Below are 24,482 nucleotides of genomic sequence, written 5' to 3' on the forward strand. Positions count from 1 at the left end.
GGCCGAGATCGGGGAACGGTGGGCGCCCCTTCGGCGCCCCCGAGAGTCATGGAGCGGCGGAGGCCACCTTCGGCGTGTCGGTCCGAGCGCCGCGATCGAGGGCCCGCGCCGCGACGGCCTCGGCGACGTGCGACGAGGTCACCCCCGTCTTTCCGTCGAGATCGGCCACGGTACGCGCGAGCCGGAGGACCTTGCCGTAGGCGCGCGCCGAGAGGTTCAGCTTCGAGATGGCCGCGGAGAGCAGGCGGGCCCCGGCGTCGTCGGGCGCCCCGACGCGCTCGAGGCACGCGATCGAGAGAGACGCGTTCGTGGGGCTCAGGGTCTCCCCCGCCCGAAACCGTGCGATCTGCACACTTCTCGCCCGCTCCACGCGCTCCCGCACCACGTGGCTCGCCTCGCCCCCTCCCCCGCGCCGCAGATCGTCGACGCACACGGGAGGCAGCACGACGTGCACGTCGAGCCGATCGAGGAGCGGGCCCGAGAGGCGCGCGCGATAGGACCGCACCCGCTCCGGGGAGCACCGGCACCTGTCCGTGCCGTCCCCGAGGTGACCGCAGGGGCAAGGGTTCGTCGCGCCGACCACGATGGGCCGCGCGGGGAACGTGGCCTTCGCCTGCGCGCGCGACACGGTGACGTGCCCATCCTCGAGCGGTTGACGGAGCGCCTCGAGCGCGGCCCTGCGAAACTCGGCGAGCTCGTCGAGGAAGAGGACACCGTGATGCGCGAGGCTCACCTCGCCCGGGCGCGGAAAATCGCCGCCACCGACGAGCCCGACCTCGCTCACGGTGTGGTGCGGCGCACGAAAGGGCCGCTCGTGGACGACGCGCTCGAGGCCCGAGGGCAACGCCAAGCTGTGGATCGCCGTGACCTCGACGGCCTCTTCGTGGGAGAGCTGCGGCAGGATCCCGGGGAGCCTCCGGGCGAGCATGGTCTTCCCTGCGCCGGGCGGGCCCACGAAGAGCAGGTTGTGCCCCCCGGCCGCGACCACCTCGAGCGCGCGCCTCGCGGCGGCTTGCCCCTTCACCTCCGAGAGATCGTGCGCCACGGAGGCCCGCGTGTCGGCGACCGCGGTCTCCGGTGCGCGAGGGAGCGCGATGTCCCCGCGGAGGGCCGCGACGAGCTCACCGAGCGACTCGGCCGTGCGCACCGTGATGCCGTGCACGAGCCCCGCCTCCCGCTCGTTCGCCCGAGGCACGACGGCCACCTTCACGCCGCGCGCGCGGGCACCCAGCAAATGAGGGAGCACACCTCGCACGGGCCGGATGCCCCCGTCGAGCGAGAGCTCCCCCAAGAAGAGCACACTCCCTCCCACCTCGGCCGGGAGCGCTCGAAGGGCCGCCATCGTCGCCACGGCGATGGCGACGTCGAACGCGCTGCCGGACTTTCGAAGGTCGGCCGGCGCCAGGTTCACCACGATGCGGCACTCGGACGTGTCGACCCCCACCTGGGCGAGGGCGCTCTTCACCCGCACCCGGCTCTCCCGCACCGCGGCCTCGGCCAGCCCCACGAGCTCGAACGAGGGCACGTTGCGCGACGCGTGGACCTCGACCCGCACCGGGTGGGCGTCGAGACCGATGAGCACAGCTCCCATGACCGTTGCCAGCATGACGGACCCTTTTGCGAGCCGCGTGCCAGCCAAAATTCGTTGAAATGATTACGTTTTTCTCCCACGTCAGGGTGGCCGGGCCTCTTTTCGGGGTGGCCCCGGCCACTCGGAGGTCGCGCCCGAGCGGACCCTCGGAGCCCGAACCCATGGAAAGGAGGCGCTTTTTTTCGCTCCGAGGGCCCCACGTGCGGCCCTTTTTTGGCCCCATTCGCCTCGGTCTGAGTATGCTCTCGCCATGGGGAAGGAAGCTCTCCGCCTCTCGACGGTCCTTGCGGCAACGCCTCAGGTGATCTTCAGGGCATGGTTCGACTCGGCTCAGCACGCCGCCTTCACGGGTGCGCCCGCCAAAATCGAGGGCGACATCGGCGGCAGGTTCAGCCTGCGCGACGGGGCCATCACCGGGCGCACGATGGCGCTCGAGTTCGGGCGGCGTCTCCTTCAGTCCTGGCGGAACGACGACTTCCCGAAGGGAGCGCCGGACTCTCGCCTCGAGATGCTCTTCGAGACGGTCGGCGCCGGCACGCGCCTCACGGTCATGCACGCCGAGCTCCCCGAGGGCCAAGCCGAGAAGCTTCGCACCTTCTGGCACGACGCGTACTTCGCCCCGATGACCGACTACTTCGGGAAGTTCGTCACGCTCCTCGCCAACACTCCGCCGAGCCAAGCGGTCATCGCACTCGACACGGAAGAGGACGACGAAGAGGCCGAAGAAGAGCCGAAGCCCAAGAAAAAGAAGAAGAAGCTCAAGGTGAAGGCGTCGTCGCGCGGCGCGTCCGAGCTCGACGTGGGCCGCATGCCCCCACCCAAGGTGAAGGCCGAGAGCAAGCCCGAGAAGCCCAAGAAGAGCGCCACGCCCGCGCCCGGCAAGGCCGAAAAGTCCCCCGCGAAGCCCGAGAAGAGCGCGTCGAAGGCGGCCCCGCAGAAGCCCGCGCCCAAGGCCGTCCCGGCGAAGCCGGCCGCCAAGTCTTCCAAGTCCGCCCCGGCCAAGCCCGCCCCCAAGTCCGCTCCGGCCAAGCCCGCCCCCAAGTCCGCTCCGGCCAAGCCCGCCCCCAAGTCCGCTCCGGCCAAATCGGCCCCGGCGAAGGCCAAGAAAGCCGAAAAGCCCAAGAAAGCCGAAAAGCCCAAGAAAGCCGAAAAGCCCAAGAAGGCCGAAAAATCCAAGGGCAAGAAGGACAAGGCCAAAAAGAAGAAGTAACGGCGTCTCGGGCGTCGTTCGTCGTCAGGGCGGTGTCCTTCGGGGCTCCGCCCTGCGCCATTTCGGCCCGATCACTCGTGCCGGAGCGCGTGGATCGGATCGAGCCGCGAAGCCCTACGGGCCGGGAAGAACCCGAACACGACGCCCGTGAGCCCGCTCGTCCCGAGCGCCAGCGCGAGCGCCGTGCCGTTGATCCCCATCTTCCACTCGAGCGCCGACGAGAGCCCGTAAATGGCGAGCCCCCCGGCCACCGTGCCGAGGATTCCGCCGATGAGCGACAGGGCGACGGCCTCGACCAAGAACTGCGTGCGAATGTCCCCCGCGCGCGCCGATGGCCATACGAATGCCGATCTCGCGGGTGCGCTCGGTGACGCTCACGAGCATGATGTTCATCACGCCGATCCCGCCGACGACCAGGCTTATCGCGGCCACGCACACGAGCAGCACCGTGAGGAGCGAGTAGATCGTGTCCTGCATGGCCTGAAACTCTTTTTGCGTGCGAATGGCAAAATCGGGCTCACGATCGTCGGGGATCTTGTGCCTTTGCTTCAGGATCGAGGTCACCTGGGCGACGGCGCGGTCGGTCGTGTCGATCGACGTCGCGCTCGCGAGGATCATCCCGGCTTGGCCCGGCGGCGTGCGCAAGATGCGCGCCCTCATGCTCGCGATGGGCATGAGCACGATGTTGTCTTGATCCCCTCCGAACGGGGCCTCTCCTTTGGACTCGAGCACGCCGAGCACGCGGTACGCATACCGGCCGATGCGCACCTGCCGGCCCACCGGGTCTTGCTCGCCGAAGAGGTCTTTTTTGACGGTGCTGCCGATGACGATCACTTTGGTTTTGGCGGCCTCGTCGTATTCGGTCCAAAGGCTACCCTTCTCGACGTTCCAGTTTCGTACGGCAAAAAACGAGGTCGTCGAGCCGATGATCTGGGTCGAGGTGTTCTTGTCGACGTAGACGAGCTGCCCGCGCGCGCGCAGGGTCGGCGCGTACGCCGCGACGCTCACGGCCTCGCGGCCTATCGCCCGGCCGTCGTCCTCCGTGAGCTTCGCGCGGGCGCCCGTGGCCGAGCGCGCCCCCGAGGCGTTCGAGTCTTGGGGAATGATGATGAGCATGTTCGAGCCGAGGCTCGCGATCTGCGATCCGACCGACTCGCGCGCCCCCGCCCCGAGCGCCGTGACGGTGACGACCGCGGCCACGCCGATGAGGATACCGAGCACGGTGAGGCTCGCGCGGAGCCCGTTGCGGCGAATGGCACGTAGCGCGAGCAGCACTCCGACGAAGAACGCCCCCATCACTCGCTCCTCAAGGCTTCGATCGGATCGAGGCGGGCGGCGCGCCGCGCGGGGACGAATCCGAAGGCGACACCGATGAACGCGCTCGTCGCGACGGCCACGAAAATGGCATTCGCCCCGGGCGCGATATCCCACCCCAGCGCGCGGCCGAGCCCGACGACCGACCCTCCACCGACCAGGATCCCGAGCGCGCCGCCGATGAGGCTCAGCACCACGGCCTCGACCAAGAACTGGACGAGGATATCGGCCTCTCGCGCGCCAATGGACATCCGAATGCCGATCTCGCGCGTCCGCTCGGCGACCGACACGAGCATGATGTTCATGACCCCGATCCCGCCGACGACGAGAGACACGCCCGCGACCCCGAGCAAGAGGGCCGAGAGCACCGTCGCGATGCCCTCCGTCGCCTTCTGGAACTCGCGCTGCGTATTGACCACGAAGTCGGCTTCGGCGCCCTCGCCTACGTGGTGGCGCTGTCGCAAGATGCTCTCGACCTGGGCCTTGGCGCGGTCGGTGGTCTCTTCGCTCGTCGCGCTCGCGAGCAGCATGTCGACGCGGCCGGGGCTCGTCCGCTGAATGCGCCCGCGGTAGCTGCCAATGGGCATCAAGATGCGGTCGTCTTGGTCGTCGCCGAAGGTGGACGTCCCGCGGGCCTCGAGCACCCCGACGATACGAAACGGCGAGCGCCCGATGCGCACCATACGGCCCACCGGGTCCTGGTTCCCGAAGAGCTTCTCGGCCACCGTGGCGCCGACGACGCACACCTTCGTCTTCAAGAGCTCGTCGGACTCGGTCCACGGCTCTCCCTTGGCGACCTTGTACTTGCGTATGGGAAAGTAGGAGAGCGTCGTACCCACGGCGAGGGTGGCCGCGTTGCGATCGCCGACCACCATCTGCACCGGCGTCGAGAGGAACGGCGCGACGTTCGCCACGCTCACCGCCTCGCGCGCGATGGCCTTGGCGTCCCCCTCGGTGAGGCGCCCCGTCGCCTTCGAGCGCGCGCCCGACTGCTGCACCGGCTGGGGGTTGATGAAGAGCCCGTTCGACGCGAACCCCGAGATCTCGCCGCCCACCTTGGCGGCCGCGCCGTCGGCCAGGGCCGTGACGGTGACGACCGCGGCCACGCCGATGAGGATGCCGAGCACCGTCAGCGCCGAGCGCGTCTTCTGGCGCACGATCGCCGTGAGCGCGAGGCGAATGGCGTTCGTGAGGAGCCCGAGCATGCCTCAGCGCCTGGGAGAGAAGAGGGTGACGAGGCCGAACGTCACGGCCGACACGACGAGCATCCCGAGGCACGCGAGGCCCGTCACGCGGAGCGCGAGGAACGGAGCCCCGGCGCGCAGGGCCGCCTCGAGCGGCTCGGGCACCTTCGCGAGCGCCCCTAGCCCGAAGAGCACCGCCATCGACGCGGCGAAATAGAGGGAAAATCGCCCCCGTTGGTCGCGCGTGAGCGGGTGGCCGTACACGCTCTTGGCGCGGACGGCCGCCACGTACGACGCCGCGACCACGCCGAACACGAGAGGTACGAAGCGCACGTCGCGCTCGAGCACGAAGGTGTCGTACGCCCGGCCGAGGAGCTGCCCCGCGAAGGCCGCGACGTGCGCGACCACGACGTAGCCCACGGTGATCGGCGCCCCTTTGCGCTCGCGCCCGGGCGCGTCGGCCTCGGCGTCGGGTTTGCCTTTGGCGTCGGCGGGGGGCAGCTTGAGGAGCTCGGCCTGCGCGTCGAGCGGGGTGTCTTGGCGCACGTCGCTCACCATGCGGCCGTCGCGGAACGTGATGACCCGCGAGGCGCACGCCGCGATGTCGTGCTCGTGCGTGACGAGCGCGATGGTGATGCCTTGTTCGCGATTGAGCTTCTGGAGGAGCGCGAGCACCTCGAGGCTCGTGCGTGTGTCGAGGTTGCCCGTGGGCTCGTCGGCGAGGAGGAGCGGAGGATCGGTCACGAGCGCCCGCGCGATCGCCACGCGCTGCTGTTGACCACCCGAGAGCTGGTTCGGCGTGTGGCCCATGCGGTCTTGCAGGCCCACCTGGGCGAGGGCCTTCTCGGCGCGGGCGCGGCGCGCCGCTCGGCCGACGCCGCGGTATTGGAGGGGCAGCTCCACGTTCTCGAGGGCGCTCGTCCGAGGGAGCAGGTTGAACCCCTGAAAGATGAACCCGATCAAACGGTTACGTACGATCGCGCGACCGTCGTTCGTGCGCCCGCCCACGTCGATCCCGGCGAGCGCGTAGGTGCCGCGCGTGGGCCTGTCGAGGCACCCCAAGATGTTCATGAGCGTCGACTTGCCCGAGCCGCTCGTGCCCACGATGGCGACGAACTCGCCCTGCTCGAACGTGAGGTCGATGTCACGGAGCGCGTGCACCACGCTCTCGCCCGACTCGTAGTCCTTGGCGACGCCGCGGAGCACGATGAGCGCGTGCTCGCCTTCTCCCTCGCTCGGAAGAGGAGGGCCTTTCGCGGGCGCGGCCGGGGCTACCTCCGACGGGAGCGCGCTCATCAGAAGGGCTTGCCCTTCTTCTTCTTGTCGTCGGTCTCGCCCTCGTCCGTCACGACCTTGGCGCCCTCGGAGAGCCCCGTGACCTCGGTGTGGATGCCGTCGGTGATGCCGATGCCGACGACGCGGACCTCTTCTTTTTCGTCGCCGGGCTGCTCGGACAGGAGCACGTGCACACGCCCCTGCCCCTTGGGGAGCGGCGGGAGCGGCGCTTGGGGAACGGGCTTCCCGTTGGGGCCGAGGGGCGGCGAGGGCTTGAAGCGCAGCGCCGCGTTCGGGACACGAAGCACGTTCTTCGCTTCTTTGGTCTTTACGGTGACCGTGGCGGTCATGCCCGGCCTGAGCTTCTCTTCGGGGTTCTGCACCTCGACGACGGCCGAGTACGTGACGACGCCCTGCACGTTGTTCGGCGAGTAGCGCACCTGCTGCACCGTGCCGTGGAAGATCTCTCCGGGGAAGGCGTCGACCACGGCCTCGACTTCCATGGCCTCGCGGAGCTTGCCCACGTCGGCCTCGTCCACGTCCGCGAGCACGCGCATTTTGCGGAGATCTTGGGCGATGACGAAGAGCACCGGCGCCTGGAACGACGCGACCACGGTGGACCCGGGATCGATCGTGCGCGAGATGACCACGCCGTCGACCGGCGAGTAGATCTTCGTGAAGCTCTTGTTCGTCGAGGCCTGCGTGAGCTGCGCCTGGATGGCCGACGCCTGCGCCGAGGTGGCCGACACCTGAGCCTGCGCGACCTCGTACTGGCCGCGCGCCGCGTCGAGCTCGCCCCGCGAGGCGAGGTTCTCTTTGAAGAGCTTCTCGATGCGCTCGAAGTTGGCCTTCGTGGCCGCCAAGTTCGCCTTGGCGCTCTCGTTCTGGGCGCGCTGCGCGAGCAGGTTCGCTTGGGTCTGGCTGACCTGCGCGTCGAACACGGTCGGGTCGATCTCGGCGAGCAGATCCCCCTTCTTCACCACCGTGTTGAAGTCGACGAGCACGCGCGTGACACGACCGTTCGCCTGCGCGCCCACGTTCACCTGGAGGAGCGGTTGGACGGCACCCGTCGCTTGCACCTTCTCGCTCACGTCGCCTCGACCGACCTCGGCCGAGAGGTACCGCGCGGCGGGCGGCGGCTTGTTCTTGGCCCGCACGACCACACCACCGGCGACGAGCGCGACGAGCCCGAGCACGAGCGCGAGCCTACGCACCCACACCCTCCCGCCTTCCTCCGCGGAGAGGGCCCGCCGGAGCTCGTCGGTCGTGGCCGAGGTTCGAGGGGTGGTTTGCGCAGACATCGAGCTTCACCTTTCGGAATCGAGCGGCGACGGCCGGGAGCGACGCGTCGCGCGGAGGACCATAGGTCGTGGGGCACGAAAGCGCCACCCTGCCGAACGACGCCACATTTCCGATGAGTTACGGAACTTTACGTAGTCGTCACGGGGGCGTGGAGAGGCCGCCTCCGATGGAAACGTCCGCCGGGGCCAAAGCTTCCGGCCCACTTTCTGTCAAAGCCCTCGTGGAAGCGGTATGGTCCCCAGCCTGCTCGTCGGTTCTCGCCTCGGACGAGCCGTGGCCGCCCAGCACCGACGGCCGGCCCGGCCCGACGGCCACCACCCGGCGTGCCCCCCCCGTCGCGATGGAACCCAAGCCGCTCTCGCCTACGCCCACGGACCGCGACCTCGTCGAACGCACCAAGACCGGCGACCAAAAAGCGTTCGGTGAGCTCGTCCGGCGCCACCAGCCCCGCATCCACCGGCTCGCCGTGCACATGGTGCGCGACCGGGCGCTCGCCGAGGATATCGCCCAAGAGGCGTTCCTCCGGGCCTACGGGGCCATCGAGCGGTTCGACGGGCGGAGCGAGCCCTACACCTGGATTTACCGCATCGCCGTGAACCTCTCGCTCAACGCGATCCGGTCGCGCAAGTCGTCGCGCATCTCGGGGGACGACGACGACGCCCGCCTCGAGGGCCTCGCGAGCGACGGGCCTGCCGGCCACGACCCGCAGAGCCGCAGCGCCGAGCGCGAGCAGTACGCGGCGCTCTGCGAAGGCATCGACGCACTCTCCGAGACGCTGCGCACCACGCTCGTCCTCGTCTGCATCGACGGCGTCTCCCACGAGGACGCCGCCACGATCCTCGGCGCACCCGAGGGCACCATCGCGTGGCGCGTCCACGAGGCGCGTCGCAAGCTCAAAGAGTTCATGGAGTCGCGGGGTTTCGGCCCCGAGGCCCTCCGCGGAGCGCAAAAATGAGCGATCCTTCTTCCTCCCGTACGTCGAACGACTGGCTCGACGCGGCCCTCGCCGCGTGGCCGAACGCACCCCGCCCCGAGGCCGAGCTCGAGGCCTCCGCCGAGGCCGTCATGGCCCGAATCGCGAAGGGCGAGCGCGGAACGTCCCTTGCGTCCATCGACGACGGAAATATTTTCGGAAGTCCCGTTGGACAGACGCCAGAAGAGAGTCATAACACTGCCGCCTCGGTCGCGGCGAACAGCACGACGAGCGCAGCGCCTGCATCGAGCAGGGCACGTGGAAAGTCGGAGGAGTCGATGTCGATGTCGTCAGATCGTGAGCGAGACCGCCGCAGCCTTCAAGACCTCGCGAAGCTCGCGCAGAGCTCTCCGCCGTCCTCCATCAAGTTCGACGTCGGCCCGCTGTCGAGCCCGTCCTCGTCGCGCGCCGGCGAAGACTCCGGCCTCGTCGACTTCTCGGCCCTCGCAGGCCCGCCCTCGAAGCCCGAGCCCGCGGTCGCCGCGCCCGCGCCGAGCGCGCCCCCCTCGGCCGTCGCTGCGCCCGCGTCGGTGCCCGCGCCCGCTTCGGCGAAGGCCCCGCTCTCGGCGCCCCCCGCCGTCATCTCCGAGGCCCCCTCGGCCGACGCACCCCTCTCGGGTCCGTCCGTCGCGGCCGCCGCAGCCCCGTCGACTCCGGCGCCTGCCCCCGCGGTCATGGCGGTGGCGTCGAAGCCCGAAGAGAACAAAGGCAACGGCAAGGTCATCGCCATCGGCGCGCTCTTCGCGGCCGCGGCCATCGCAGCGGGTGCGTTCTTCGCCATGAAGAAGCCCGCCGAGGCCCCCACGGCCATGGCCACGCCGCCGGCCGCCGAGGCCCCCAAGGTCGAAGCCAAGCCCGTCGAGGCTCCCAAAGCCGAGACCAAGCCCGAGGACACCAAGGTCGAGACCGCCGCCCCCGCGAACGGCGCCCCGAAGACGGTCGTCGCGGCGAAGGCCGGCGCGGCCGTCGCCAAGGTCGACACCTCGAAGGACAAGCCCGAGGCCAAAGAAGAGAAGAAGGTCGAAGCCAAGGACCTGCCCGCCTCCGCAGGTGGCACGAACGACCTCGGCGCCGCCATGCGCCAGGCCGCGGGTCCCGGCGCCGGTTCGGGCGAGTCGGGCGACAAGCCCACGGGCCCCCAGTTCGCCGCGGGCAGCGTCCCGCAGAAGCCCTCGCAGGGCGCCATCACGGGCGCGCTCGGGGCCGTCCTCGGTGGGGCTCGCGCCTGCGTCGGTCCCGACGATCCTATCTCGCGCGCCACGGTCACCTTCGCGTCGGCCGGCAACGTGACCTCGGTCAGCGTCTCCGGTGGTGCGGTCGGCAAGCCCGCCGAGGGCTGCATCAAGGCCGCGCTCTCCAAGGCCAAGGTCGCCCCGTTCGCCGAGGCGAGCTACTCCGCGCCGGTCACCATCCGTCACTGAGCCGAACCCCGGCTCGGGCCCGCGGGGCGCGAGGTCTTCCCTCGTGCCCCGTGGCCATTTTGTAGCCTCGACGGGATACGCAGCTCTCGCGCGAGCTCTCCTCTCCCGCGTGCCCGTGCCCGTGCCCGTGCCCGTGCCCGGCGCCTGCGGGCCGTGACGAACGTGGGTCGCCGGACGCTCTCCCCGTGCCCGTGCCCGGCGCCTGCGGGCCGTGACGAACATGGGTCGCCGGACGCTCTCCCCGTGCCCGTGCCCGTGCCCGTGCCCGGCGCCTGCGGGCTGTGACGAACGTGGGTCGCTCTGCGCGGACGAGGTGCGTCCCTTTTTCGGGCACGGGCACGGGCGAGATGGAGGGACGCGCGACGACGTCCGCTCTGCGACCCTGCGTGAAACCAGGTGCGTCCCTACCTCGGGCACGGGCACGGGCACGGGCACGGGACGAACGACGTGGCGTCCGCTCTGCGACTCTGCGTGAAACCAGGTGCGTCCCTACCTCGGGCACGGGCACGGGCACGGGCACGGGCACGGGCGAGATCGGAGGGAGACGTGCGACGACGTCCGTTCTGCCACCCTGTGCGTCCCTACCTCGGGCACGGGCACGGGCACGGGAGAGCCCCAACGAGGCGAGCCCTCCTCAAAACGGGGAACCTACACGTACCCCGACGCTCGCCGTCACGCCGAGGGCGCCGTCGGAGTCGTCCTTCCATGGTCCGATGACCGCGCGCGCGAAGGACACCTGCGTCACGACGGAGAGACCTCGGGCGATCGGCTCCTCCCACTGACCGCCGTACGAACGAAACGGGCCCATCGGGGAACCCCAGGCCGAGAACACGCGCCTGTGAGTGTCCCGCACGGCGTGGTCGAGCCGCACGACGAGCGGCACGCTCATGCTGCCTAGCGCGTGATGGGCCGTGATCCACCCCTCCCAGCTCACCCTCGGCCCGACGAAGAACGACACCTCGGGGCTGCGGTAGCCGCCGAGCAGCTCGTAGCCTCCCACGCCGCGGAGGTGCACGTCGCCGAGGCTCGCGCAGTCGTGTTTCGTGCAGATGGCCCCGATGCCCGCTTCGAGGAAAAACGAGTCGTAGAGGGCCACGTGCCCGCGCGCCGGCCGATCGCCCACGGTGCCGACCGGGTCGACGCGCGAGATCCCCCTCACCTCGCCACGCAAGTACCACGGCGCCCCCAGGGCTGATTTGGAGGGACCGTCCGGGATCGAGGCCGCGAACATGAGCCCGAGCCCCAGGCGAAGCCCCGGATCGGCGTGGGCCACCCGGGGGAGGACGAGCCCTCCAACCAGGAGCCCGGCCAAGAGCCCCCGAAGCCGAACGTCCCCACGCTGCTTGCACCGCATCTCGAGGCCCAGAGCGAGGGCCGTGCCGGCGTGATACGGCGCGCAGAACGGCCCTTGGCCCCGCGTTCGTCACCCTCGCTTCGCGCCTCCGGCGTGTCGACACGGTCACGCCGACGAACGGAGCCACCGGCCCTTCGAAACGACGATACGGGCACCCCGGACCCCGTCCAAGCTACCCGTAACGTACGGAATCCGTTGCCTTTTTCGGCAGCCTAGATCAGGCCTTCGAGGGCTTCGCGTCCGCGGCCTTGGCGTCGTAGCCGGCCGGGTGGATCGCGAACACGGGGGTGCCGTTGGCGCGGCGCTCACGCTTGTTCCGCTTGCCGTTGGTGGTGGCCTTGCGCTTGCGAATCCGCTCGAACTGCTGGGTCGACGAAACCATGATGTCCTCTTCCGGGGTGCGTGACCGTTCGGCTGGGCCGGGAGGTCAGGGAGGCGGGTACTTAGTAGGGGCTTTCTAGCGTGTCAAGGCAGGACCGCTCACGCGACGCCCACGCCCACCGCGTACACCGCCAGGGTCACGAGCCAGGCCACGGCGAAGTACCCTTCTCCGAGGGACCACGCGTAGTACGGGGCGAGCGGCGGGAAGACCACGAGGAGCGCGAGCCACGGCCCGCGGAGCTTCTTGGCGACCCCGTACGGATCGGCGTCGGGCACGTTCGTTCGGGCGCGCGCCACGACGGCGCACCGCACGACCACGACCGCGTGCGCCACCACGAAGACGAGCAGCGCCACGAGCAGGAAGATGCCGTACGCGCGCGGGTTCACGTGAGCGGGCCCTCGACCGAGGCCTCACGCGGCGCGCCGTGGGCGCGGAGGATCTTGCCCCAGGTGCGCGCGCTGCCGACCAAGATCGCCACGATGAAGACGAGCAGCGTGCCCGTGAACGCGATGTTCACGAGAGCGCGCCCGTGGAGCTCCGGGCTCGCCAGCATGGGCACGTAGAGCTTGCGGATGCTCTCGACGCCCGCGGCGAGCGTGGTCGTCCCCACGAAGAGGAGGGGGACGAACGTGACGAGCGCGTACACACGCTTCTTCGCCTCGCGCAGCAGGATGGTGGTCGCCACGGCGAGCGCGGTGCACGCGAGGAGCTGGTTCGCGACGCCGAACATGGGCCAGAGCGTCTGGATGTTGCCCGTGAGGATGAAGTACGTCCATCCGCCCACGATGATCGAGGTGGCGAGCACTCCGCCGGCCACGCTCGTCGACGCGCCGAGCTTGGGCGACACGCGGCCTATCATCTCCTGCATCAGGAAGCGCCCGATGCGCGTGCCCGTGTCGATCGTCGTGAGCACGAAGAGCGCCTCGAACATGATCGCGAAGTGGTACCAATAGGAAAGGAGCTTTCCCATCCCGGGCAGGCCCGAGAAGACCCGCGCCATGCCCACGGCGAGGGACACGGCGCCGCCCGTGCGAGCCGCGACCACCTCGTCGGCCTCGCGCGAGAGCCGAGGGAGATCTTTTACGGTGAGCCCGAGGCGCGCGAAATCGGCGTCCTCGAGGGACGTGGCGCGAGGGTCCTTCGGGTCGACGCCGTAGCCGAGGCTCGCGAGCGCGCGGTTCGAAAGGGCGAGCGCCTTCGACGCGGGCACCTTCTTCGCCGCGAGGGCCTCGATGGGGATGGGCGCGCCATCGGCGCTGCCGAGGAGCTGCCAGTCTTTCTTGCCGAACGACGCCGTAGCCGCCGCGAGGGACTCGCGTGACCTCGCGAGGCCCGTGCCGCCCGTCGACGCGCTCGCGACGATCGCGACCGAAGGGTCGGTGTTGATGGCCACGTAGTCTTCTTGGGGCATCGCGCACGCGGCGATGAGCGCCGTGATGCCGACGAGCCCCTCCATGAGCATGGCGCCGTAGGCGATGGGCCGGCAGTCGCGCTCCTTGTCGACCATCTTGGGCGTGGTGCCGCTGGCGACGAGCGCGTGGAAGCCGCTGATCGCGCCGCACGCGATCGTGATGAAAATGAAGGGAAAAAGCGGGCCCTTCACGACCGGGCCGCCGCCGTGCACGGCCTCGGTCACGGCGGGCATCTCGATGCGCGGGTTCACCACGACGACGCCCACGACGAGCAGCGCGATGGTGCCGATCTTGAGGTAGCTCGAGAGGTAGTCTCGCGGGCAGAGCAGCATCCACACGGGCAGCACGCTCGCCACGAAACCGTACGTGGCCATGCCGAGCGTGAGCGCGGTCTTCGAGAGCTTGAGGTGCTCGGCGAAGGACGAGTCGCTCGCGGACTTGCCGAGCACGAGCGCGCCCACGAGGAGCACGACGCCGAAGATCGACGCCTCGCGAATGCCTCGGTTCGTACCTTTTCTCACCTTGTAGATGTAGAGCCCCATCGCGAGCGCGATCGGGATCGACGACGAGACCGTGAAGACGCCCCACGCGCTCTCGGCGAGCGCCGCGACGACCACGTTGCCGAGGCCCGCGAGCGCGATGACGACGATGAACAGGATGGCGAACGCGGCGACGAGGCCGAGGCCCGGCCCGAGCTCCTCGCGCGCGATCTCGGCGAGCGACCGCCCTCCCCTCCGGACCGAGGACACCAAGATGACGAAGTCGTGGACGGCCCCGGCGGTGCACACGCCGACGAGGATCCACACGAACCCGGGGAGGAACCCGAACTGCGCCGCGAGCACGGGACCGATGAGCGGGCCCGCGCCGGTGATGGCCGCGAAATGGTGCCCGAACAAGACCACGCGGTTCGTCGGGTGGAAGTTCTGGCCGTCGTTCTTCTCGTGGGCCGGTGTCTCCCGCGTATCGTCGAGGCAGAGCACCTTCGCCGCGAGGAACGCCGAGTAGTACCGGTAGGCGATCGCGAGGACGGCGAGCGCCCCGAGCATGAACGTGGCCGCGTGCATCGGAAAGAGGGTTTACCACCCTTGAGCCGCGCCTGTCTCTCGTGGGACCCTCCCGAAACCATGGGGACGACGACGGCCACACGACGACGCACCGCGCCCAAGGAGCGCCCTGGCTTCTTGATGCAGGAGGCCCGTTTCCCGGACGTCGAGGCGTTCATCACGCACATCGAGGCTCTGAAGGGCATGGCCGGGGGACACAAGTGGGCGTTCCGCGGCCAGCGCGACGCGACATGGGCGCTCCTCCCCTCGGCGTTCCGGAAGGGCGCCGAGCTCGGCTACTCGCACGCGCCGAAGATCGTGGGCGAGGTCCCCACGAACCGCGAGCAGGCCGAGGCGGAGTTTCTCCGTCTGCGCGAGTTCTTGCTCGCGGTCGACGGCACGGGCCTCGCGATCCCCGAAGATACGCAGGCGCTCCGCGCGCCTCGCGGCTGGAACGAGCTCCACGAAGAGTTCGAGGGCGTCGGGTTCCCGTCGCACCGGGTGCTCTCGATGCTCGCGCTCGGACAGCACTACGGCGTACCGACGCGGCTCCTCGATTTCTCGGAGCGCTGGGAGGTCGCGCTCTATTTCGCCGTGGTCGACGCCGTCGGGGCCCCGCCCGTCGAGCTCGCCGTGTACGCCCTCGATCTCGACTGGGTGCTCTGGCGCGGCTTCCGGCGGAGGGGGGGCGCGCTGCCCGCCGTGCAGGTCGTCTCGGCGCCGCGGTCGTCGAACCCGAACCTGAACGCGCAGGCGGGCTTGTTCTTGGCCCCGAGCATCTTCCCGAGCCAGCACGATCGCGCGGCCGACCTCGCCCCGCTCGACGTGAGGCTCGCGCGGCTGACGGAGCCCGGCACCGTCCCCGTGCTCTGGAAGCTCGTCCTGCCGAGCGCGTGCGCGGGCAGAGCGCTGCGCCTCTTGTCGATGCGCGGGGTGAACCACGCGACGCTCTTCCCCGGGTTCGCGGGGGCCGCGCAGTTCTTGAAAGAGCGCAAAAAATGGGACATTCCGCGCGCGCGGTGGACCCCGTGGACACCCGAGTGAGACGGCCTTTGGGCTGTTCCGTGCGCGAAGACGAGGTGTAAGATGCTCGGATGCCCCTCTGGTCCACGCCCGTCCGCGAGTACATGAGCCACGCCCTCATCGGGACGGTGCCGAGCACCCCCATCGAAGAGGCCCGCACGCTGCTCGTCGAGCGCGACGTCTCGGCGCTCCCCGTGGTGGACGGCCAAAAGCTCGTGGGCATCCTCTCCACCACCGACCTCTGGCGCGGGACGATGGCCGGCAAAGAGGCCAAGACGGTCGCGGAGCTCATGACGACGGACGTCGCCACGATCGACGAGGGCGCGAGCCTCCGCAGCGCCGCCGAGGTCATGCTCGCCCGCAAGACGAACCGCGTGATCGTGCTCCGCAAGGGCCGCCCCGTGGCCGTGCATTCTACACGCGATGCCATGCGCGCCGTGCTCTTCCACCACGTCGAGGCGCCCCTCTCGCGCGTGATGCACACGCCGGTCGTCACGGTGAGCGTGAGCGAGACCATCGCCAAGGCCGACGCGCTCCTCAAAGAAGACAACACCCGCGGCCTCGTCGTCCTCGACGGAAAAAAGCCCGTCGGCGCGTACACCCACACCGAGTCCCTCCGGGCACGCATGAAGGGCAAGGTCCCCGAGCGAGACACCGTCGAGAGCATCATGAGCTACGAGACGATCTGCCTCGACGAGAAGACCCCGCTCTACCGCGCCGCCGGCCACGCCGTGCAGATGGGCATTCGCCGCATCTTCGCCCTCAAGGACGAGACGATCTCGGGCATCGTCACCGGCTTCGACCTCGTCACCGTGATGACCCTCGACGACATCTGACCACACCAGCCCGTCGTCGGACGCAGCATGGCGTACGAGCTCAGTCGGTCTCGGCGCAGTAGATCGCGAAGCTCTTGTCGCACGCGTCGATGAAGGCTCCGAAGGCCGCGTTGACGTAGGACGGGCCTCGATACGCCGCGCCGCCGAGGACCAGGCCGCTCGTGCTCGTCCACGCGGCGCAGGTGGACGGGCTCGTGAGCCACGAGGTCCACGTGTTGGCGCCGTTGGCGGCGAGCCCGGTCCACACGAAGCCGTCCACCGTGTCGACCGAGGCGCGGAGCACGTCGAAGAGGCCCTTCGCGTTCGTCGTGCCGAGGACGGTCGTGCCGTCGAGCCTTCGGTACTCGGTGCTCGGGGCGAGCGGCCAGTCGACGTGCTCCCCCGCGCCGCCGACCGCACAGTCGGCCGTGGTGCACGCGGTGCGTGTGGGCCCGACGAGGAGCGCCTTCACCTTGGCGACCTGCGCGGGCTTCGCCGCCACGCAGAGCGCGTCGGCGGCCGCGATCGACGAGAGCGACGCCCGAGCGGCGGGCACCGTGGCGAAGAGGTAGCGGAACGCTCGAGGCGGCCCCGCGTCGACGGGGGCGTCCGACGGCGCGTCCACGGGCGCGTCGGCCGGGGCGTCGAGGGAGGCATCGGGCGTCGCGTCCGGCGTGGCCGCGTCGACGGGAGATGCATCGCGCGCCGTGGCCGCATCGGACGAGATCGATGCGTCGGGCAGCGCGCCACCTTCAGGGTCGGAGCCGCACGCCGCGAAGCCCGCCGAGACCGACACCACCACGAGGAGCCCTACGAGAGTCACCGAACGCGTACGCATACGTGCAGCGTACACCGAACCGGCCCCCCCTCGACGTCGGGCCTCCATCGGCCACCGCGGTGACCGATGGAGTGCACCGGAGAAATAGGTAGGACCTGAGGAGCCCCGGAGGGCTCACCCGGTCGGAAGCGTGTCGTGCGTGTAGGTTGCACGCACCGTGCCGGCCATTCACGGGGCTCGAGGCGCCGATTTCTCGCGACCGAGCCCCACGAACGGGCGAGCCGAGGCCCGAATGGAGCCTCACGAGGCCCGAACGGGTCCTCGCGCGCGGCTCACTTGCAGTCGATCTTGAGCCGGTCCTTCTGCGCGGCCCAGTTCTTCGCCGTGATGTCGTCGCAGCCCGACATCTTCACGTTTTTGCACTGGCTCTTCAGCACCGCGAGGCCCTCGGCGCACTTCTTCGTGCTTTCGGCCACGCAGATCGCGGCCGGATCGTAGACGTTGCCGGCGAGGGAGGCGGCCCGCTGATCGAGATCCCAGCCCGTCTTGTTGGTGGTCGCGCTCTGGTCGAGCTTGGGCACGCGCTCGGTCACGCCCGCCGCGAGCGCCTTGCACCGCGGGCCGTCCTTCACCTTGGCGGCGGCCTTGAGCTCGCGGTAGGCGCGCGTGATGTAGTCCCGGGGGACGGTGGCCGTGGCCGAGGAGCACACCTCGTTGGCGACCTTCTCGACCTCACGATCGAGGAAGAAGTCGGTCTTCTCGTGCTTGCGGTCGCGGGTCGAGAGCACGGCGCGGTAGTCCTTTCGGCCGTCGTCGCATTTGCCCGCGAGCATGACGGCGCGGGCGCGGAACTCCATGAAGCCCGGGCGGCGATCGTCTTGCGGGCCGACCTCCTCGTCGTACTCGTTCTTCAGCCGAGGATCGAAGCCCATCGCGCGGTTCGCGAGCTCGAGCGCGCCCACGCCGTCGCCTTGGTCGTACTTGCGAATGGCCTCCTTGAGGAGCTGCTTCGCCTGGGCCTCGGGCGAGTCGGCGCCCGGTGCCGCGGGGGCGTCGGGCTTCGCGGGGGCGGCCTGCGAGAGCGGGTTCTCTCCGGCCGTGATGGTGCGCAGGGCGAGGCGGATGGGCACGCGGCACGCGCGCTGATCCTGGGTCTCGCACGAGGCGAGCTTGCCGCCGCTCGACACGGCCTTCTCCGCGTGGCTCTTTTTCCCGCCGCCCGCGGCCATGGGGCCCGACGCCTCGACCTCGGCCGACGAATTCGCGGCGCTCGCGAGCTCGAACGCGCCGAGGTTGTAGGCCCACACGAAGTGGGTGGCGCCGGCGCAGCCCGGGTTCGCCTTCACGTCGCTCGTGTAGATCGCGTCGCGCGTGTTCTGCGCCACGCCCGACACGAAGTACTTGAGCGCGAGCGACTCGCCGGCTTGCACGCGGCCCGAGAGGTTCGCGGCGCCGAGGGGAAGCTTCGCGTAGAGCTCGCCCTCGTTCTTGATCTCGAAGCCCTGGACGGTGCCCGTCGTAAACTGAGGGGTGCCGTACGAGCCGAGCTTGCCCGAGACCACCCCGTCGGAGCAGCGATCGAGCACCACGAGCTTGCAGCCCTCGTACTTGACGAAGATCGTGTCGCGGGCGGCCTTGGCCTCGAAGCTCGCGAGGTCGGTCGCGTCCCACTCGACGACGAACGGGCGGTCGTGCCCCTTGGCCGCCTCTTCGCACTTCTGGGCGACGGCGGTCTGCGAGAGCATGCCTTGGCGCCCGGCCATCGTGGGGGGCACGCCACCGCCGCCGCACGCGACGGTCGACGCGACCACCGAGAGGGACGCGAGCACGGGGAGGAGGGGACGACGAAGACGGAAGAGGTTGGCCGAGGAGTGCATCGCCCCATCCTACGCGGCGAGGGCGCCGGGCTTCCCTCGAGGTGCCAAGGAGCCCGCACGGCCCCAGGCCACGCGCCCCCGTCGATTTCCACTGAACACACGAGCACCCTGCGCACCGATTGTCCTTGCGTTCCCGAAAGAGACGGCTAAAAAGCGCGGCTCCCACCCCGCCGAGGCGGGGAAACTCCGGGATGACCCACGACCGAAGGCCCCCTTCGTGCGTGTGTAAACCGGTTCCGTCCGGGCCAAAAGCCCGGCTCGAAAGGTCGAAAACGCATGGCTCGTTATATTGGTGCAGTGTGCAAGCTTTGCCGCCGTGAGGGCATGAAGCTCTTCCTCAAGGGCGAGCGTTGTTACACCGAGAAGTGCGCGCAGACGCGCCGCCCCTACCCCCCGGGCCAGCACGGCCAGGCCCGCATCAAGCTCTCCGAGTACGCGGTCCGCCTCCGCGAGAAGCAGAAGACCCGCCGCATCTACGGCCTCGTCGAGAAGCAGTTCCGCGCCTACTACTTCGCCGCGACCCGCAAGAAGGGCCGCACGGGCGAGCAGATGCTCGGCCTCCTCGAGAGCCGCCTCGACAACGTCGTGCACCGCATGGGCTTCACCTTCACCCGCGCCGAGGCGCGCCAGCTCGTGAAGCACAACCACTTCCTCGTGAACGGCAAGCGCGTCAACATCCCGTCGTACCAGCTCAAGGCCGGCGACAAGATCGAGGTCCGCGAGCCGAGCCGCAAGATCAACAACATCGTGGCCTCGCTCGCCACGGTCGAGAAGCGCCCGATGCTGTCGTGGCTCGAGCTCGACAAGGCGAACTTCGCCGGCACCTTCAAGGGCGCCCCCGTCCGCGAGGAGCTCAACGAGCCGGTCATCAAAGAGCAGCTCATCGTCGAGTACTACTCGCGCTGAAGCCGCCGGCGGAACCAGGGCTCGGGGCACTCCCCTCGGGCCCTCGGCGAAGCCACCCGCGCACGCCCTCTCGAGAGAGCGCGCGAGACGCGGGACGACGACTCTCATGCCCCCGAGGCTCCGGGGGCGACACGGCCTGGTGGCAGGATGCGAAGCGACGAGAGCGGGTTCTCGTCCTTCCCTGACCGCCGCGTGAACCCGACGAGCCGCGCACGAAAGCAGAGAAACACATGTCGAACATCGTCACGCGCAACTGGCGCGACCTCATTCGTCCCCGTGGGATCCACATCGAGTCGGAGACCCTCACCGACTTCTACGGGAAATTCACCTGCGAGCCCCTCGAGCGCGGCTACGGCATCACGCTCGGCAACTCGCTGCGCCGCATCCTGCTCTCGTCGCTCCAGGGCGCCGCGATCACAGCCGTCAAGGTCGAGGGTGCGCTCCACGAGTTCACCACGGTGAGCGACGTCGTCGAGGACGTGACCGACATCATCCTCAACCTGAAGGAAGTCGTCCTCAAGTCGGCCACCGTCAAGACGTACCAGGTGCGCCTCGAGAAGGAGGGCCCCGGCCCCGTCTTCGCGAAGGACATCCAGCTCACCGACGGGCTCAGCGTCCTCAACCCGGACCACCTCATCGCGACCCTCGACAAGAAGGGCCCCGTGCAGATGGAGCTCACGGTCAACGTGGGCCGCGGCTACGTGCCGGCCGAGAAGAACAAGACGCCGACGATGAGCATCGGCACCATCCCGATCGACGCGCTCTTCTCGCCGATCCGTAAGGTGAACTACACCGTCACGAACGCTCGTGTCGGCCAGGTCACCGATTACGACAAGCTCACCCTCGAGGTGTGGACGAACGGGAGCGTGAAGCCCCAGGACGCGGTCGCCTACGCGGCCAAGATCCTGAAGGAGCAGCTCTCCATCTTCATCAACTTCGAAGAGACCGAAGAGACGGCCTACGTCGCCGGCGATGCCGAGGACGCGCCCCTCAACGAGAACCTCTTCCGCTCGGTCGACGAGCTCGAGCTCTCGGTCCGCTCGGCCAACTGCCTCCAGAACGCGAACATCAGCCTCATCGGCGAGCTCGTTCAGCGCTCGGAGCAGGACATGCTGAAGACCAAGAACTTCGGCCGCAAGTCCCTGAAGGAGATCAAAGAGATCCTTCAGAACATGGGCCTCTCGCTCGGCATGAAGATCGAAAACTGGCCCCAGATGCTCGAGCGCTGGAAGGCCCAGCAAGCCCAGGCCTGAAGCGCCGCCTCACGGCGCGCTCTCCCCCAAGTTTCAGAAAGTTAGGATTTTTCAATGCGTCACGGAAATCTCGGCCGCAAGTTCGGCCGCAACACGAGCCACCGCCGCGCGATGTTCCGGAACCTCACCGCGAACCTCGTGCTCCACGAGCGCATCGAGACCACCGATGCGAAGGCCAAAGAGCTCCGCCGCGTGGCCGAGCGCCTCATCACCAAGGCCGTGCGCCTCGGCGACGTGGCGTTCACCGCGCAGGCTCAGCTCTCGGACGCCGACAAGGCCCGCCGCCTCCACGTGCAGCGCCTCATCGGCTCGTTCATCCCGCGCTTCGGCACCCGCACCGAGTCGGGCGGCGAAGCCAAGAAGGTCGACCTCGTCGAGAAGATCCTCATCGACCTCGCGAAGCGCTTCAAGGGCCGCCCCGGCGGTTACACGCGCATCGTGAAGTTCGGCCCCCGCCGCGGCGACAACGCCCCGATGTCGATCATCGAGTTCGTCGGCGACGCGAAGGCCCAAGAGGCCGAGGCCAAGTGATCCAGCGCCCGTAAGGGCTCGAAATCACGAGAGAAAGGCGTGGCTCTTCGGGGTCACGCCTTCTCCTTTTTGTCGGGCGAGCTTTTCGTTCGACGTGTGGACGAGCTGAGACGTCGGTCGAGGGCGCGACATCTCTCGAGCCATGCGCCTCTCTCGACGTCCGAGCCCTGCGGCGAGCGCTCCCTCGATCGTGCGCCCTCGAGCCGGGACGATGGGCGGAGAGCGAGCTACGGTGGGCATCGTGCCTCCGCGTCACACGGTCCGTGTCGCCGTTCACGTCGTCGTCGCGCGCGAGGACGGCGCGATCTTCTTCGTGCGGCGTGCAGGCACGGGCTTCATGGACGGGAAGCTGTCCCTGCCCTCGGGTCACCTCGAGGAGGGCGAGAGCGTGCTCGAAGCGGCGGCCCGGGAGACCCTCGAAGAGGCGGGCGTCGTCGTGCGCCCCGACGACCTCGAGCACGTCGCGACCGTGCACGGCAGGTGGAAGGTCGCCCCGTACCTTCACCTGTTTTTCCGTGCGGTGCGCTGGGAGGGCGAAGCTCACGCGGCCGAGCCGGAGAAATCCTCGGGCTCGGCGTGGGTGCATCCGAGCGCTTTTTCGGACGAGCTCATCCCCTACGAGCGCGAGGCCCTCGAGGCCCCGAGGGGCGCGGTGCTGGTGCTCGGCGAGGTGCGCACGGCGTGACGACGTAAGCCCCTCTCCCGCGTCGCGAGAGACCACGCGCGCACGACCTCGAACCGCTCCCCCGCCGCCATCCCACGGCGAGGGGCGGCGAGCGCGCTCCGAGGTGCGACTTGCCTCAGGGGCCGACGGTGTCCCACGCCGGATCGTCGCTCGCGAAGCGCTGGAGCCACGTGACGGCCGACACGCCCTGCGCCGACGGCAGCGGGTTCTGCTTGATGATGACGTGATCGTCCCCGCCCACCACGAACATCTTCTGGCGCGGTCCGAGGCGCGTCTTGAGCTCGCTCACGGCGGCCGAGAACTGCTGCGGGAGGAGCACGCCGGTGAACGAGCGGATCGTGCGGTCCTCGGTGTAGGTGAGGAGGCCGAAGCGCGCCTGAGGGCCCATCTGGGTCGCGAGGTACGGCAAGATCGCGCGCGGGTCTTGCGTGCATCCTACACACGAAGCGGGCAGCCTCATGTTCCATGCACTCTGCATGTCTCCCCAGATGCTGCCCGAGGGCTCGATGGGCGTGCCCGAGTCGTTCAGGATGTCGAGGCGCTGCGCCGGGAAGTACGCGCGGAACTGGTGGTAGCCGAGCATCGTGCCGAAGCCGCCCGCGCTGCCTCCTCCGATGACCACCTTGGGCGCGCGTGGGAACGTGGCGGCGACGTGGGGCAAGAGGGCGTCGAGGTTGCGGGCGCCGCGGTGCTCGATGGTCTGCGATTTGGTGAGGAGCCGGTACGTCTTCTGGGCGTTTCCCGCGTGGAGATCGCCCGTGCAATACGGCACGAAGACGTACGAGTGCGTCTTGAACGCGTTGTCGGCGAGGGCGCGATCGAACAGGATCGGGAAGCGCGCGATGTCGGCCCGAATGGCCGCTTCGTCGATCTCCGTGTCCAGGTTGGAGGCCGCGCCGCCGAGGCAGGTCACGTCGTTCCAGCACGCCCCGCCGCCCATCAAGAGGAAGAGCACGGGCGCGGCCGGATCGCTGGCGGGGTTCACGGCGATGCCCGTCTGGCTGCCGTTGCCGCAGACCATCCCGGGGATGGGCACGTACGTCCACGTGTTCGCCGGCGCCACGATCGGGGGCACCTTCGGCCCGTCGGTCGGGGCGTCGATCGATCCGTCGGCGCTCGCGTCGTTCGCCACGGCATCGGGGGCCGAGGCCGCGTCCTTCGCGGGAACGGAGGCCGACGTGCTCGGGCCCGGAGGCGCCACCGTCCCTTGCGGGGTCGCGCCGGCGTCGTCGGCCGTCCCTTCGGTGGATCCACACGCGAGCGGCGCCACGACGAACGCGGCGGCGAGCGACAAAAAAGCGAGCAGTCTTACGCGCATGGCTTGGCGTTACCACGAATTCGGCGGTGCGCCGCCGACGCGCGCCTTACATGGCGCGTTTCACTCACGAAGGCGGCTACGGCTCGGAGAGGTCGGCCGTGGCCGGCGCGTCCACGCGGCGGTAGTACTGCTTCACCTCGAGGCTCAGCCCCTCGCGGCGCGGGTTGTTCTCTCCGACCACGAGGATCGCGCTGGCGTGCGCCTCTCCGATGGCCGCCTCACGCCGCTCCTTGGTGCCGAGGTCGTCGTCGATCGAGAGCGTCTGGAGGTACTGGGCCGGGGCCTTCGAGTTGAGCTTCGCCTGGCGCATGCTCGGGCAAGGGGCCTTCGCGCAGAGGAGATCGGCCTTCTCGACCCGGAAAAACGTGCCTCGCGGCACCTTCCCGAGGAGGACGTCCGGGCTCCACACCTCGGACGCGACGAAGACACCCTCGCCCCCCTCCGAGACGAGCTGCCCTCGAAAGAGCGTCTCGGGGACACGCTCGGCCGCGATCGCGGGCGCCCGCATCGTGCTCACGTGGCACTCGATGGCGCGCGCGCCGTCCGGGCACTCGATCTCGTCGTAGTTGGCGCGGCGAACGTGGATGCCCTGGGCATCTTCACGGAGCAGGAAGAACGTGCCTCGACCGTCGAGCGTGACCGCGGCGGGGGCCGAGTCGTCTTCTTCGATGGCTCCCGTGGGCGGCTCACCGACCGGCGGGTTGCCACACGCGAGCAGCGTGAGAGCCAGCAACGTCGAAGTGAGAGCGGCGCGTCCCATGGCGGGGATGGACGTAACCCACATCGGCCTACCTCGCAAATGCTCTGGCGTCATTCGCGCGTCATTTTGACGCAA

Annotated in this window: 20 protein-coding genes and 2 pseudogenes; 9 read left to right on the top strand and 13 right to left on the bottom strand. The window is 69.4% G+C overall.

Annotated features, from left to right (window positions below):
• Nucleotides 1–46: 46 nt before the first annotated feature.
• Nucleotides 47–1,606: a YifB family Mg chelatase-like AAA ATPase gene (locus IPK71_32825; protein MBK8218542.1), complete on the bottom strand. Its 1,560-nt coding sequence runs from the start codon at nt 1,604–1,606 to the stop codon at nt 47–49.
• Between the two features lie 235 nt (nt 1,607–1,841).
• Here IPK71_32825 and IPK71_32830 point away from each other — a divergent pair, with 235 nt between their 5' ends.
• Nucleotides 1,842–2,801: an SRPBCC domain-containing protein gene (locus IPK71_32830; GenBank protein ID MBK8218543.1), complete on the top strand. Its 960-nt coding sequence runs from the start codon at nt 1,842–1,844 to the stop codon at nt 2,799–2,801.
• 71 nt (nt 2,802–2,872) lie between these two features.
• On the opposite strand, the pseudogene IPK71_32835 reads toward IPK71_32830, so the two are convergent.
• The 4 genes and pseudogenes from IPK71_32835 to IPK71_32850 form a co-directional block, all read right to left on the bottom strand.
• Nucleotides 2,873–4,097 (bottom strand): annotated as a pseudogene (locus IPK71_32835) (ABC transporter permease).
• Entirely contained in the window at nt 4,097–5,320 is a 1,224-nt protein-coding gene (locus IPK71_32840) for an ABC transporter permease (GenBank protein ID MBK8218544.1), read from the bottom strand. Before IPK71_32840 ends, IPK71_32835 begins: the two are co-directional and overlap by 1 nt.
• A 531-nt stretch (nt 5,321–5,851) precedes the next feature.
• Nucleotides 5,852–6,595: pseudogene (locus IPK71_32845) on the bottom strand (ABC transporter ATP-binding protein).
• Nucleotides 6,595–7,875 carry an efflux RND transporter periplasmic adaptor subunit gene (locus tag IPK71_32850; GenBank protein ID MBK8218545.1) on the bottom strand — a complete coding sequence of 427 codons (1,281 nt, stop codon included), beginning with the start codon at nt 7,873–7,875 and terminating at the stop codon, nt 6,595–6,597. Before IPK71_32850 ends, IPK71_32845 begins: the two are co-directional and overlap by 1 nt.
• Nucleotides 7,876–8,216: 341 nt before the next feature.
• Between IPK71_32850 and IPK71_32855 the strand changes: the two genes are divergently transcribed.
• Both IPK71_32855 and IPK71_32860 read left to right on the top strand, forming a co-directional pair.
• Nucleotides 8,217–8,831, top strand: a complete 615-nt coding sequence (locus tag IPK71_32855; GenBank protein MBK8218546.1) for a sigma-70 family RNA polymerase sigma factor — start codon at nt 8,217–8,219, stop codon at nt 8,829–8,831.
• Nucleotides 8,832–9,133: 302 nt separating this feature from the next.
• Nucleotides 9,134–10,270, top strand: coding sequence for a hypothetical protein (locus IPK71_32860; GenBank protein MBK8218547.1), 1,137 nt, complete (start codon nt 9,134–9,136; stop codon nt 10,268–10,270).
• 634 nt (nt 10,271–10,904) lie between these two features.
• On the opposite strand, the gene IPK71_32865 is transcribed toward IPK71_32860, so the two are convergent.
• From IPK71_32865 to IPK71_32880, 4 genes are all read right to left on the bottom strand, one after another.
• Nucleotides 10,905–11,624, bottom strand: a complete 720-nt coding sequence (locus IPK71_32865; protein ID MBK8218548.1) for a hypothetical protein — start codon at nt 11,622–11,624, stop codon at nt 10,905–10,907.
• Between the two features lie 217 nt (nt 11,625–11,841).
• On the bottom strand, nt 11,842–12,006 hold the full coding sequence (locus IPK71_32870) for a hypothetical protein (GenBank protein MBK8218549.1): 165 nt from the start codon (nt 12,004–12,006) through the stop codon (nt 11,842–11,844).
• 98 nt (nt 12,007–12,104) lie between these two features.
• Nucleotides 12,105–12,392, bottom strand: a complete 288-nt coding sequence (locus tag IPK71_32875) for a hypothetical protein (protein MBK8218550.1) — start codon at nt 12,390–12,392, stop codon at nt 12,105–12,107.
• Entirely contained in the window at nt 12,389–14,482 is a 2,094-nt protein-coding gene (locus IPK71_32880) for a carbon starvation protein A (GenBank protein MBK8218551.1), read from the bottom strand. Before IPK71_32880 ends, IPK71_32875 begins: the two co-directional genes overlap by 4 nt.
• A 60-nt stretch (nt 14,483–14,542) precedes the next feature.
• On the opposite strand from IPK71_32880, the gene IPK71_32885 reads away from it, so the two are divergent.
• Together IPK71_32885 and IPK71_32890 are read left to right on the top strand one after the other, a co-directional pair.
• Nucleotides 14,543–15,505 (top strand): FRG domain-containing protein, encoded by a 963-nt coding sequence (locus IPK71_32885; protein ID MBK8218552.1) that lies wholly within the window; start codon nt 14,543–14,545, stop codon nt 15,503–15,505.
• Between the two features lie 50 nt (nt 15,506–15,555).
• Nucleotides 15,556–16,320: a CBS domain-containing protein gene (locus IPK71_32890; protein ID MBK8218553.1), complete on the top strand. Its 765-nt coding sequence runs from the start codon at nt 15,556–15,558 to the stop codon at nt 16,318–16,320.
• A 40-nt stretch (nt 16,321–16,360) separates the two neighbouring features.
• On the opposite strand, the gene IPK71_32895 is transcribed toward IPK71_32890, so the two are convergent.
• On the bottom strand, nt 16,361–17,137 hold the full coding sequence (locus IPK71_32895) for a DUF1554 domain-containing protein (protein ID MBK8218554.1): 777 nt from the start codon (nt 17,135–17,137) through the stop codon (nt 16,361–16,363).
• 272 nt (nt 17,138–17,409) lie between these two features.
• Entirely contained in the window at nt 17,410–18,954 is a 1,545-nt protein-coding gene (locus IPK71_32900; protein ID MBK8218555.1) for a hypothetical protein, read from the bottom strand.
• Nucleotides 18,955–19,230: 276 nt separating this feature from the next.
• Here IPK71_32900 and rpsD point away from each other — a divergent pair, with 276 nt between their 5' ends.
• From rpsD to IPK71_32920, 4 genes are all read left to right on the top strand, one after another.
• Nucleotides 19,231–19,860, top strand: a complete 630-nt coding sequence (gene rpsD / locus IPK71_32905; GenBank protein ID MBK8218556.1) for a 30S ribosomal protein S4 — start codon at nt 19,231–19,233, stop codon at nt 19,858–19,860.
• A 230-nt stretch (nt 19,861–20,090) separates the two neighbouring features.
• Nucleotides 20,091–21,113, top strand: coding sequence for a DNA-directed RNA polymerase subunit alpha (locus IPK71_32910; GenBank protein ID MBK8218557.1), 1,023 nt, complete (start codon nt 20,091–20,093; stop codon nt 21,111–21,113).
• A 54-nt stretch (nt 21,114–21,167) separates the two neighbouring features.
• Nucleotides 21,168–21,644, top strand: coding sequence for a 50S ribosomal protein L17 (gene rplQ / locus IPK71_32915; protein MBK8218558.1), 477 nt, complete (start codon nt 21,168–21,170; stop codon nt 21,642–21,644).
• Nucleotides 21,645–21,786: 142 nt separating this feature from the next.
• Nucleotides 21,787–22,329, top strand: a complete 543-nt coding sequence (locus IPK71_32920) for an NUDIX domain-containing protein (GenBank protein MBK8218559.1) — start codon at nt 21,787–21,789, stop codon at nt 22,327–22,329.
• Between the two features lie 115 nt (nt 22,330–22,444).
• Here IPK71_32920 and IPK71_32925 read toward each other — a convergent pair whose 3' ends face one another.
• Nucleotides 22,445–23,647 carry a hypothetical protein gene (locus tag IPK71_32925; GenBank protein ID MBK8218560.1) on the bottom strand — a complete coding sequence of 401 codons (1,203 nt, stop codon included), beginning with the start codon at nt 23,645–23,647 and terminating at the stop codon, nt 22,445–22,447.
• A gap of 76 nt (nt 23,648–23,723) precedes the next feature.
• Nucleotides 23,724–24,407 (bottom strand): hypothetical protein, encoded by a 684-nt coding sequence (locus IPK71_32930; GenBank protein ID MBK8218561.1) that lies wholly within the window; start codon nt 24,405–24,407, stop codon nt 23,724–23,726.
• Nucleotides 24,408–24,482: the final 75 nt, after the last annotated feature.

The organism is Myxococcales bacterium, from assembly GCA_016712525.1.
Lineage (GTDB): Bacteria > Myxococcota_A > Polyangia > Polyangiales > Polyangiaceae > JAAFHV01.